Origin of the sequence: Microcoleus sp. B5-D4 (assembly GCF_036705145.1) — a bacterium.
Classification (GTDB): domain Bacteria; phylum Cyanobacteriota; class Cyanobacteriia; order Cyanobacteriales; family Microcoleaceae; genus Microcoleus.
This window is the reverse complement of record NZ_JAUBTV010000136.1, coordinates 1-12,211: the sequence shown is the minus strand read 5'-3', so window position 1 is coordinate 12,211 and position 12,211 is coordinate 1. Positions and strand designations below refer to the sequence as shown.

At 45.8% G+C, this 12,211-nt stretch carries 12 protein-coding genes; 9 read left to right on the top strand and 3 right to left on the bottom strand.

Annotation, left to right across the window (positions count from 1 at the left end; all coding sequences use genetic code 11):
• From QUB10_RS32600 to QUB10_RS32575, 6 genes are all read left to right on the top strand, one after another.
• Positions 1–191 (top strand): hypothetical protein (locus QUB10_RS32600; protein WP_333207257.1); only part of this gene is annotated, 191 nt, incomplete at its 5' end.
• A 22-nt stretch (positions 192–213) separates the two neighbouring features.
• Positions 214–1,608, top strand: coding sequence for an ATP-grasp domain-containing protein (locus tag QUB10_RS32595; protein WP_333207256.1), 1,395 nt, complete (start codon positions 214–216; stop codon positions 1,606–1,608).
• 2 nt (positions 1,609–1,610) lie between these two features.
• Positions 1,611–2,639, top strand: coding sequence for a D-alanine--D-alanine ligase (locus QUB10_RS32590; RefSeq protein WP_333151556.1), 1,029 nt, complete (start codon positions 1,611–1,613; stop codon positions 2,637–2,639).
• 206 nt (positions 2,640–2,845) lie between these two features.
• Entirely contained in the window at positions 2,846–4,168 is a 1,323-nt protein-coding gene (gene rimO, locus QUB10_RS32585) for a 30S ribosomal protein S12 methylthiotransferase RimO (protein ID WP_333151554.1), read from the top strand.
• A 901-nt stretch (positions 4,169–5,069) separates the two neighbouring features.
• Positions 5,070–6,536: a DEAD/DEAH box helicase gene (locus tag QUB10_RS32580; protein ID WP_333059615.1), complete on the top strand. Its 1,467-nt coding sequence runs from the start codon at positions 5,070–5,072 to the stop codon at positions 6,534–6,536.
• 184 nt (positions 6,537–6,720) lie between these two features.
• The gene (locus QUB10_RS32575) at positions 6,721–6,942 is read left to right on the top strand and encodes a hypothetical protein (protein WP_333207255.1); all 222 of its coding nucleotides are present in this window, start codon (positions 6,721–6,723) and stop codon (positions 6,940–6,942) included.
• A 199-nt stretch (positions 6,943–7,141) separates the two neighbouring features.
• Here QUB10_RS32575 and QUB10_RS32570 read toward each other — a convergent pair whose 3' ends face one another.
• Complete coding sequence (locus tag QUB10_RS32570; RefSeq protein WP_333207254.1) at positions 7,142–7,702, bottom strand: hypothetical protein; 561 nt, start codon at positions 7,700–7,702, stop codon at positions 7,142–7,144.
• Positions 7,703–8,098: 396 nt separating this feature from the next.
• On the opposite strand from QUB10_RS32570, the gene QUB10_RS32565 reads away from it, so the two are divergent.
• The gene (locus tag QUB10_RS32565; protein WP_333207253.1) at positions 8,099–9,298 is read left to right on the top strand and encodes a Coenzyme F420 hydrogenase/dehydrogenase, beta subunit C-terminal domain; all 1,200 of its coding nucleotides are present in this window, start codon (positions 8,099–8,101) and stop codon (positions 9,296–9,298) included.
• A gap of 178 nt (positions 9,299–9,476) precedes the next feature.
• Entirely contained in the window at positions 9,477–10,289 is an 813-nt protein-coding gene (locus QUB10_RS32560; RefSeq protein ID WP_333207252.1) for a leucine-rich repeat domain-containing protein, read from the top strand.
• Positions 10,290–10,404: 115 nt separating this feature from the next.
• Here the strand turns inward: QUB10_RS32560 and QUB10_RS32555 are convergent, their stop codons facing one another.
• On the bottom strand, positions 10,405–10,776 hold the full coding sequence (locus tag QUB10_RS32555) for a DUF2237 domain-containing protein (protein ID WP_333151543.1): 372 nt from the start codon (positions 10,774–10,776) through the stop codon (positions 10,405–10,407).
• Positions 10,777–10,825: 49 nt separating this feature from the next.
• Complete coding sequence (locus tag QUB10_RS32550) at positions 10,826–11,287, bottom strand: GNAT family N-acetyltransferase (protein WP_333207251.1); 462 nt, start codon at positions 11,285–11,287, stop codon at positions 10,826–10,828.
• A gap of 236 nt (positions 11,288–11,523) precedes the next feature.
• On the opposite strand from QUB10_RS32550, the gene QUB10_RS32545 reads away from it, so the two are divergent.
• The gene (locus QUB10_RS32545) at positions 11,524–12,156 is read left to right on the top strand and encodes a Vat family streptogramin A O-acetyltransferase (protein WP_333207250.1); all 633 of its coding nucleotides are present in this window, start codon (positions 11,524–11,526) and stop codon (positions 12,154–12,156) included.
• The last annotated feature ends 55 nt before the right edge of the window (positions 12,157–12,211 follow it).

Below are 12,211 nucleotides of genomic sequence, written 5' to 3'. Positions count from 1 at the left end.
GCCCGTCCTTTCTGGGCGGGCGGGACGCCCATCCCACAAGAAAAAAGGGAAATTATTTAATTGACGATCCTAACCACCCGTGCGTAATATCAAATCCGCGCTTCATCCGCATGATTGATCTGTCTCTTCTGGAGACACGGCGCCAACAGCGTCATCTGCGGTTTAATCATTCAAAAACCACCGCTAATTAGAGTACCTACTTAGTAAAAAATTATGATCGAAACAGTTTCAGTTGCAGCGATGCCATCTGAACAGAAAACAAACACTGGGAATAGGCGCTTCCCGACAGCAGTTAAAACTATAGCAACCTTAATTTTGCTGCTATTAGTAATGCCCCTGAATATCGCTTTAACAGCGATCGCCCTACTGAGATCCATCATCATCAAACCGTTTCAGTCTAGAACGATCGCCGACTCTCCCCAAACGATTTTGATTAGCGGCGGCAAGATGACCAAAGCATTACAGCTAGCCCGATCGTTCCATAATGCCGGTCATCGGGTAATTTTGGTAGAAACCGAGAAATACTGGCTGACAGGTCATCGTTACTCTTGGGCAGTCGATCGCTTTTACACAGTACCAAATCCGCAGACAGAGGAATATCCCCAAGCACTCTTAAAAATTGTCCAACAAGAGAAAGTTAATGTTTACGTTCCCGTTTGTAGTCCAGTCGCCAGTTACTACGATGCCGAAGTCAAAAGGGTACTTTCTGGACACTGTACGGTAATGCACGTAGATGTCGAAACTCTGCAACGATTGGATGATAAATATGATTTTGCAAAAGCCGCGGCAGCATTGGGGCTGCGAGTTCCGAAGTCTTATCGCATTACTAATCCGCAGCAAGTAATCGATTTTGATTTTAGTGATGCACAGCGTCCATATATTATCAAAAGTATTCCCTACGATTCTGTCCGCAGGTTAAACTTAACTAAATTACCCTGCGAAACCCCAGCAGAAACAGCCACTTTTGTCAACTCATTACCAATTTCCGAGAGTAAACCTTGGATTATGCAAGAGTATATTCCAGGGCAAGAATTCTGCACTCACAGTACAATTCGTGATGGTCATCTTCAGTTGCATTGTTGCTGTGAATCGTCGGCGTTTCAGGTGAATTACCAGAATGTCGATCGCCCGGATATCGAAAATTGGATTCGTCAGTTTGCCAAGAGTCTCAATCTGACTGGACAAGTTTCCTTTGATTTCATTCAGGCGGCGGATGATGGAGAGATTTACGCGATCGAATGCAACCCCCGCACCCATTCAGCCATCACGATGTTTTACAACCATCCTGATGTGGCAAAAGCTTATTTGGAGCTCGACCCTTTACCACAGACTGTGCAGCCTTTGGCATCTAGTCGCCCGACTTACTGGATTTACCATGAAATTTGGCGATTGGTGACTCATTTGTGGTCGCCGAAGCTCGTTTCTGAGCGGTTACAAATTATCGCCCAAGGCAAAGATGCCATCTTTGAGTGGGACGATCCGCTGCCGTTTTTGATGGTGCATCATTGGCAAATTCCCTTGTTGTTATGGGGAAATTTGCAGAAGCCGAAAGAGTGGATTCGGATTGATTTTAATATTGGCAAGCTTGTGGAAATAGGGGGAGATTGAGTATGTCAGTATTGCGGGTTTTGCATTTAGTCGGCTCGGCAGTTAGCGATTTTTTCTGTAATTTATCGCGCCTTTATGCAGAAGATTGTCTGAAAAATACGGCTAATCCAGCACTCTATGAATTTCATATAGCCTATATTTCTCCCGATCGCCAATGGCGTTTTCCTACATCTCTCGATCAAGGTGCGATAGCAGCCGCTAATCCCATGTCTCTAGCGGGCGCTGTACAGGTGCTGACACAGCTAAAGATTGACGTAATGGTACCGCAGATGTTTTGCATCCCCGGCATGACTCAATACCGCAGCTTGTTCGATATGCTGAGTATTCCTTATGTGGGTAATCCAACAGAGTTGATGGCGCTGGCTGCTGACAAAGCCAAGACTAGGGCAGTAGTAGCAGCCGCTGGGGTAAGTGTACCGTTGGGAGAAGTTGTCCGCGCAGGCGATCGACTTTCGATTGATTTGCCGGTGGTGCTCAAGCCACTGAATGCGGATAATTCTCTGGGAGTTGCTTTAGTTAAAAATGCTGCTGACTATGATGGGGCTTTGGAGACAGCATTGACTCATTCCGAGGAAGTGCTAGTAGAAAAATTCATTGAATTGGGTAGAGAAGTTCGCTGTGGGATTATTGTCCAAGCTGGCGAGCTAGTCTGTTTGCCGCTGGAAGAGTATGCTTTAGATGCTGATACGAAGCCGATTCGGAGTTATGCCGATAAGCTCAAACAAAATGACGATGGCAACTTGAGCTTGACTTCTAAGGATAGTACCAAGTCGTGGATAGTTGACACCAGCGATCCGATTACGGAGAGAGTTTGGGCCCAGGCCAGAAAATGCCACATCGCTTTGGGCTGTCGCCACTACAGTTTATTTGATTTTCGCATCGATCCCGATGGACAACCTTGGTTCTTGGAAGCGGGGCTGTACTGTTCTTTTGCCCAAAAAAGTGTGCTTTCGACTATGGTCAAAGCATCAGGAATTTCTCTGGATACTTTTTTTGATAGTATGCTGCAAAATGCCTTACAAGGCTATTAGGCTTTTCCAATAACTTACGCACGAATAGTCAGAAACCGGGTTTTTTGGTGTTTCTGCCGACCCTAACGCGTCTTCTGGGCAAAAACCCGGTTTCTCTGGTTTTGATGCGTAAGTCCCGGAGCAATTTCACCTAAACATTGCAGATTATCAAATTGTGTGATATCATAAAACGTTCTTAGAAATAGCGCAACACTAACTATTACTGCATGGCAACGAAGCCAACGATCGCATTTACTCACCTCGGCTGCGAAAAAAATCGCATCGATACCGAACACATGATCGGCTTGCTGGCTCAAGCGGGCTATCAAGTCGATTCTAATGAAGAATTAGCCGATTATGTTGTAGTCAATACTTGTAGTTTTATCCAAGCTGCGCGAGAAGAGTCGGTCCGCACCTTGGTAGAATTGGCAGAAGCTAATAAAAAAGTAGTCATCACTGGCTGCATGGCACAGCATTTTCAGCAGGAATTGCTGGACGAATTGCCAGAAGCAGTCGCAATTGTCGGCACTGGCGACTATCACAAAATAGTCAATGTTATGCAGCAGGTGGAAAAGGGCGATCGAGTTTCCCTCGTCTCTAGTGAACCTACTTACATCGCTGACGAAACTACTCCCCGCTACCGCACGACATCGGAAGGTGTCGCGTATCTGCGTATAGCAGAAGGCTGTGACTATCGCTGTGCATTTTGCATTATCCCGCACTTGCGCGGAAATCAAAGGTCGCGGACGATCGAGTCTATCGTCGCCGAAGCTAAGCAATTAGCCTCGGAAGGGGTAAAGGAAATTATCTTAATTTCTCAAATTACCACCAACTACGGCAAAGATATTTATGGCGAACCGAAACTAGCCGAACTACTGCGCGCTTTGGGTGAAGTAGATGTACCTTGGATTCGGATGCACTACGCCTATCCTACAGGTTTGACTCCGCAAGTTGTCGCAGCCATCCGCGAAACGCCCAACGTTTTGCCGTATTTGGATTTACCCCTGCAACACTCGCACCCGGAAATTCTGCGGGCGATGAATCGGCCTTTTCAAGCTGGGATCAATGATGCCATAGTCGATCGGCTCAAAGCAGCACTTCCCGGCGCCGTGATGCGGACAACTTTTATTGTTGGCTTCCCCGGCGAAACAGACGAACACGCATCACACTTGCTGGAATTTGTCAAGCGCCACGAATTCGATCACGTAGGAGTTTTTGTATTTTCGCCAGAAGAAGGAACCCCAGCCTTCAGCTTGCCCCAGCAAATACCTGCAGAAATAATGGAAATGCGGCGCAATTCGGTAATGGCGGCACAACAACCTATATCATTGAAGAAGAATCAAGAGTCTGTCGGTCAGGTAGTTGATGTCCTGATAGAACAAGAACAACCAGAGACAGGTGAGTTGATTGGTAGATCCGCTCGGTTTTCCCCAGAAGTAGATGGACTCGTCTATGTGACAGGAGAAGCGCGACTGGGATCGATCGTATCTGTGAAAATTACTGGTGCAGATGTCTACGACCTCTACGGTCAAGTCGATTTTAGATTTTAGATTTTAGATTTTAGATTGACTGCACAGACTCATCTGGGAGCTCGATCTTTTGTCTAAAATTGTGGGATCGACCCTCATGAGTTGACGTGGCACTGTATCCGGTGCTGGGCGGGGTCAAGTGTAAGTGTTGCTGGAACTGTCGCCTGAGACGGTGTGGCGAACAAAAACCAGACACCGGCCAAAAATGATTAGCGGATTGTGCAGCAAAAGTAACGGTTTGTACAATATTGTGCAAAGATATCTAGCAAAGGGGTTATAAACCTTTATTAGCCTCTGGCTGCAATCGACGCTCCCCCTCGGGGTGCGGTTATCTCTACAGAACGATCGGAAAATTTTAACGAATTTAATGTTTTGTTTCTGAATGTAAAGAGTTATGATAGTAACAAGCCAGAAATAAGCGGGGAGAATTTGAGATTGCTTCGCCGTCCGCCCTACACCACAACGGTATCCCGAAAGAGTGTTGAGATGGATAGGCGGTAACGGTCGCTGCATCCCCTGCTCAATCCCGCAGGCGACGGATTGCGGGATAGCGCCTGAACCAACAAACCTATTACTACTATGTTGTAGTGAAGTGGGGCTGGCATGATCCTCACTATAAAATGCCTAAGAGGGAAAGCTTGCAAGTACCTCAAAGGAAGTCCAATGTCCTGTTTTAAGAATGTTGGAAGCCTATAACCCGACCCCTGGCGGTTGGTATCGGTGATGTCACAAAATCAAAGACGGCTGTCGAATTGGTAAATTTAGTCACCATCGACGGAGCTGCCCTATACTCGATTGCTATTTAAGAAGGTGCGCGCAGGCGCAGCACCATAAAGAACTCTTATGAGTTCCTGCCGCCGAGCAGAAATCCGCATCCGAGTTGGGCAACTTAGAAGGCTAAGACTCGTTATTAGGAGCATTAATGAATTTATTGTTTGAAGGCTTAGGTCTTTCGGAAGAACTCGTTCTCCATCTGGAAACACTAGGCTTTACAGAACCTACTCCCATCCAAGTACAAGCAATTCCGCACCTGTTAGCAGGTCGCGACGTTGTGGGTCAAGCCCAAACAGGGACAGGCAAAACGGCAGCATTCTCGTTGCCCATCTTGGAGCGGATTGATTTAGATGTGACTGCGGTGCAAGCACTGGTGCTGACGCCGACTCGCGAATTGGCGATGCAAGTAACTGAAGCCATCCGTGATTTGAGCGGCATCAGCAGCGACGGCCCGGTAAAAGTGGGTCGCTCTCTGCAAGTTCTGACAGTGTACGGTGGTCAATCGATCGATCGTCAAATGCAGCGTTTGAAGCGCGGCGTTCACGTCGTTGTCGGTACACCGGGACGCATATTGGATATGCTGAGCCGCGGCAGCCTGAAACTAGACAAGGTAAAATGGCTGGTTTTGGATGAAGCTGACGAAATGCTGAGCATGGGCTTTATCCAAGATGTGGAAAAAATCTTGGATGCTGCACCAAAAGAACGTCAAACGGCATTTTTCTCGGCGACGATGGAAGCTTCCATTCGGAAATTGGTGGCGCGGCATTTGCGTAACCCCGTCAACGTCACCGTAGAACAGCCCAAAGCAACGCCAAAGCGCATCAGCCAAGGCGTGTACATGATTCCCCGTGGCTGGTCGAAGGCAAGAGCCCTACAGCCAATTTTAGAAATGGAAGACCCGGAATCTGCACTGATTTTTGTGCGGACGCGGCAGTCGGCAGCAGAACTCACCAGCCAACTGCAAGCAGCCGGTCACAGCGTTGATGAGTATCACGGTAATTTGAATCAGGCACAGCGGGAACGTTTGTTGCATCGGTTCCGCCAATGTCAGGTGCGCTGGGTAGTGGCGACTGATATTGCGGCACGGGGTTTGGACGTGGATCACTTGACTCACGTGATTAACTACGATTTGCCCGACAGTGTGGAAAGCTACGTTCACCGGATCGGACGCACGGGCCGGGCTGGTCGCGAAGGAACGGCGATTACGCTGATTCAACCGGTCGATCGCCGCAAACTGCGCTTGATTGAACGCCACGTGCGATCGAGCTTGACGGTGCGAAACATTCCCACACGGGCGCAAATTGAAGCACGTCAGTTGGAAAAGATGCAGGGTAAAGTTCGTGAAGCTTTGGCTGGCGAACGGATGGCATCTTTCTTGCCTCTGGTGTCTCAGTTATCCGAGGAGTACGACTCCCACGCGATCGCCGCTGCTGCTTTGCAAATGGCTTTCGATCAAAGCCGTCCTGCTTGGATGGGCGCGGATTACGCTCAACAAGAAGATCCCCCGATTGGTGGAGAAAACAGCGTCAAGCCTATCTTGATCAAAAAGCGGGCTAAGACTGGTGAGACGACTTTTTCTGGAGCACCGAGTGCTCCTGTTCCCCAGAACCGCTAATTGGTAGGGTGCACAATGTGCACCTGATTTAGAATTTTTGTAGAGATGCGATCGATCGCACCTCTACTTTTTTTATGGGTAATATCAAATCCGTTGAGATCGGAATTATTCATCTCTCTCTTCTCTTCCTCTGTGCCCTCTGCGCTCTCTGCGGTTTAATTATTCCAAAACAACATAAGTCAATATGCAAGTTAGCGATCGGACAATTTCTGTAACTAATTCTACACTGAGAACGTTAATTGATGAATTGGGTACGGAGTGTCAAAATGTGATTGCTTTAATCTATCAGCTTCAGTTACCTGATTTGAGCGATCGACAAAAAGCTGAAATTCTAGCAGACTTCCTTCCTCTCTGCAATCCATCTCAACGTTCACTGCGGAGAGGATTTTCAGACACTAATTGCTGAGGAAATGGCAATATTGTCGGATGATGATGAAGAGGATTAAGGAGACGCGGGCGATTCCCTACGGGATAGCTACGCTTCACGCACATCAGGAAAAAGCCCTCCTGTCAACTCACAGAAAGGCTAAAAATCCTCATAAATAAGGAATAAAGTGCTTACTACAAACTTGTGAACCGGGATTTTTGCACTGTGGTTTAATATTTCAGTTTAGCTGCGTGCTCACAATAATTTTTTGTACGCGATCGCCCTTAATTTCCACAATCAAATTAGAAGCCTTTTGGTCATTGCTGTAAGTCAACCGAGTCACTCCACCCTGCACAGATTGCGACCCGTAACCGTAAGTTTTAACAACTTTTTGCCTGTTATCTCCTACCTTCACCCCATCCATTGTCAGAAACTTGGGATTGGTAGTAGAAACTAAATAAACTTTGCCCTCCCATGCTGCTACCGTCAATCCTGAGTAGGTTAGCGTGCGAATCTTGCCACCGAGGCCAGGCCCAGCAGGTTTAGTTTCGTCGCGCTGCGGTTTCCCCAACTTGCGTTTTGCCTCTTCTACAGACATCCCCAACCGAACGCCGCCAATCCCCAGGCGCGAATAGTTCAGCGCCGCCGGCTTTTGTGTGGCGCTGAGCATTCTTTCTAGAGTCGCAACAGTTTGATTCATAGCGGGAACAGGGCGAATTAAAGCAGCAAATCCTAAGCTCGAAATCGCGAGATTTATCATGATGCCAGCGACGGCTGTTGTCACAAACATTTTTACCATTTTTTTATAGCTTTATTTGGCAATGTATTCGCGCGATCGCCCGCTAGATCCGGATTGATACTAACAGGACTTACACAAACACTCCTGGAAGCACTGCGAGTCTTTGAAACCGAATTTTTTTACCAAAACTACACAAACAAACCCTGTTTTTAGCATAAATCTTAGGTTTAACAGTGAGGTATTCAGGAAGAAACCCGGTTTCTAGCGCAACCTAGGTAAATCCTGACTAATATTTTTTAACTTGTGAAAACCACCAATTTCGGGCGAACCGAATTTGCTCCTGCACAAGCTTGCGTCCGCCTGCGAGGACTAAAAGAAAGAATAAAGCAGGTAAATCAAGGGAAATTGCTGTGATATCCTAACAAAAGCCATATCTGCATAAAATAAGTAATTTAGATGACCGCAACAGATTCTGCTAAGCACCAAAAATCCAAAGCCCTCAAACCGGGTAGCCGCCGCCCCGCTAAAGAACTGTGCAGCGAGTGCGGTTTGTGCGATACATATTACATCCATTATGTCAAGGAATCTTGTGCTTTCTTAACACAACATATTGCAGAACTGGAAGCAGAGATTCACGGGCGATCGCGCAATCTCGACAATCCCGACGATTGGTATTTCGGAGTCAGTCAAAACATGATGGCGGCTCGGAAAAAAGAGCCGATCGAGGGCGCTCAGTGGACGGGGATCGTCAGCACAATTGCCATTGAAATGCTCGAAAAAGGAATTGTAGAAGGCGTTGTTTGCGTCCAAAATACCAAAGAAGACCGCTTTCAACCCATGCCGATAATTGCTAGAAATCGTGAAGAAATTCTGGCAGCAAAAGTCAACAAACCCACTCTCTCTCCCAACCTTTCAGTATTAGAACAAATCGAAAAATCTGGGATGAAGCGGCTGTTAGTAATTGGCGTCGGCTGTCAAATTCAAGCCTTGCGAACAGTAGAAAAAAAACTCGGTTTAGAGAAGCTCTACGTTTTGGGAACTCCCTGTGTAGATAATGTCAGCCGCGCGGGCTTGCAGAAATTCCTAGATACGACTAGCCGTTCTCCTGAAACGGTGGTTTCTTACGAGTTTATGCAAGACTTTAACGTTCACTTCAAACACGAAGATGGTTCGGAGGAAAAAGTGCCGTTCTTCGGGTTGAACACTAAGGAATTGAAAGATGTTTTTGCTCCTTCTTGTTTGAGCTGTTTTGATTATGTCAATTCTTTAGCAGATTTAGTGGTGGGCTACATGGGAGCACCTTTTGGCTGGCAGTGGATTGTGGTGCGAAATGACACCGGGCAAGAGATGTTAGATTTGGTAACGGATCAGTTAAATACTCAGCCGGTGATGTCTAAGGGAAACCGAAAAGAAGCCGTTCAGCAAAGCATTCCGGCTTACGAAAAAGGAGTGACTTTGCCAATGTGGGCGGCGAAGTTAATGGGAGTTTTTATTGAGAGAATTGGGCCGAAGGGTTTGGAATATGCTCGGTTTTCGATTGATTCTCATTTCACTCGCAATTATCTGTATGTGAAGCGCAATTACCCTGAGAAATTAGAGGCTCATGTACCGGAATATGCTAAGCGGATTGTGGGGCAGTATAAGTTGCCTGAGTGAGGTGATTCGGAGAGTTTTTAAGAGGTATTTTGCAGGGACATGATATTGCCCTCTTTCCTTCAGTCCGGCAGGGGTTTAAACCCCTGCCTCAAAGCTTAAGTCCTTTGAAAAGGACTGAATCAATTATTGGTTGTGTTTGTGCAAGATGGCTTTAACTTTCAATTAGATATATAAGATTATGACACTTATAGTGGCACAGAAATATATCAATTTACTAAGGTCGATCGCACTTACTTGTTGTGTGCTTCTAGCATTATCTGGAAATGGAGTGTCGGCGAAAGCAGCAGAAGTGCGATCGGGAAACAAAACATTTGCTGAATGGTGTCGCGAAAAAGATTCTTTGACTCCAGAAGCTAAACATACAGTTGAGGTGCTGTTGAAGGAAGCAGAAACTACTGAGTGCGATGCGGCTAATCAGAAACTTTCGAGTCTCACCGCACTCTTCCTCTGGGGTAATCAAATCAGCGACATCAAACCTTTAGAATCTTTGACTAACCTGATTACACTCCACATTAGTAACAATCAAATCAGTGATATCCAACCGCTAGCATCTTTGCCTAACCTGATTACACTCTCCGTCGGCAACAATCAAATCAGCGACATCAAACCGCTAGCATCCTTGACTAAACTGACTACTCTCCAACTCAACAACAATCAAATCAGCGACATCAAACCGCTGGCATCTTGGACTAACCTGACTTGGTTAGACATCAGCAACAATCAAATTAGTGACATCAAACCGCTAGCATCCTTGACTAAACTGACTTGGTTAGACCTCAACAATAATAAAATCAGCGACATCAAACCATTGCTATCTTTGACTAAACTGGCTGCGATCAATCTCGAAAACAATCAAATCTATGACATCAAACCATTGCAATCCTTAACTAACCTGACTTGGTTACAACTCAGCGGAAATCCGATCGCTCCCAAAACTTGCCCACTCAAGCCAGAGTCTATCTGTAAGTGGAAACCACAAGCTCAACCATAAAACTTTACAGTGACGTTCGATCGCACTTAAATATTTCTGTTACGAAGGATAAATTTGCTATTCCTGAGAAAAACCCGATCGCCCTTATTGACTAAAAGCGATCGCACCTCCCTTCCTACAAATCAGCAGCGTGCTGCTTCAATTCATCCAAAGAAACGTATTCCAAAGTCAGGGCGTGAGTCGCACCCAAAACCACAAGCGGCGCACATCCAGCATCCATTGCTTCCTTCCAGCGAGAAGCGCACAAACACCAGCAATCCCCAGGCTTCAAACCGGGGAAATTAAATTCGGGAACCGGAGTGCTCAAATCATTTCCATTCGACTTAGTGAATTGCAAAAACTCTTCTGTCAGTTGAGCACAAACAGTGTGAGCCCCAAAGTCGCCACCACCTGTATTGCATTTGCCGTCCCGATAATAGCCCGTCATTGGCGAAGTGCAGCAAATCTCTAACTTTCCGCCCAGCACATTTGTAGCTTCCGTCACCATCGCAACTCCTGAGTAAAACTCTTCGATCTAATTTTACACAAATCGTTGTTTATATATTTTTTTCCATTGCAAAGTTGATGAATTGTTGTCCTCTCCGTTCTACTTCTTGTTTTCTAATCACAATAAATCCTTGGCTTTCAAAAAAAGGTCGAGCTGTAATGCTGGCTTCGGTAAATAACTTGTTAATTCCTAAGTCTTGGGCTTTTGACTCAATTTGTTTTAAAATTAGCCTGCCGACTCCTTGCCTTTGAAAATGTTGATGACAGAAAAAGCAATCGATATGGCCGCTTGCTTCTAATTCCCCAAAACCTGCAATTTTATCACCCTCTTCTGCTACGAAAGTAAATTTACTGCTTAAACTTTTAGTCCAACTTTCGATATCCATATCTGCTGGCGCCCAAGCATCTACTTGTGCTTGTGTGTAATCGCGGATGTTTATTTCGTGTATGGTGTCGTAAAACAGTTGTACAATTTGTTGGGTATCACCGATTTCGTAGGTTCGTACTCTCATAAATTATCTCACTGCGATCGCTTGTTTAATATTAATTTGGGATTTTTAACCGCTTCGGAACGCGGATGAATGTTGGCTTTTACCATTTTGTCTGATTTCTTGCAGGGCGATCGACCCAAAATTTCTCTACCACCCCTTGACAAACAAGCCTACTCTATGTTAATGAAGCAGAAGCAAACCTCACTCGAATTAACAGTACATCAATCCAGCAGCTTAACGAATAAGGCTTGAAACTTATGAGAGAAATTGGGCCCGATCCAAACCGACCCTATCCGATGCCCGACCAACGGCGCGTATGCTTCATCAAAAACTTTATTAAATCCCCCAACATTATCGTCGGCGATTACTCATATTACGACGATCCAATAGATCCAGAAAATTTTGAAAAAAATGTACTTTATAACTACGGAAACGACCGATTAATAATTGGCAAATTTTGTGCGATCGCCACCAACGTCAAATTCATTATGAACGGTGCAAATCACAAACTCGACGGGATTTCAACTTATCCTTTTCCTGTTTTTGGGAATGGTTGGGAAACAGCCATGAATTTATTAATGGAACTGCCAAGTAAAGGCGATACCGTCATTGGCAATGATGTTTGGATCGGCTATGAATCACTGATTATGCCCGGAGTAAAAATCGGCGACGGTGCCGTCATAGCCGCCAAATCCGTTGTAGTAAAAGACATTCCCGCTTACACAGTTGTGGGTGGAAACCCCGCCCATCCAATCAAACAGCGTTTTAGCGATGGTGAAGTTGCACAACTATTAGAAATTAGGTGGTGGGATTGGGAAATAGAGAAGATTTCGCGCAATGTCAGCATAATTATGCAAGGCGATATTCAAGCACTCAGGCTCGCGAATTAAATAACTTACAATTTTAATTGTTATTGTGGGATGGGCGTCCCGCCCGTCCAAGATC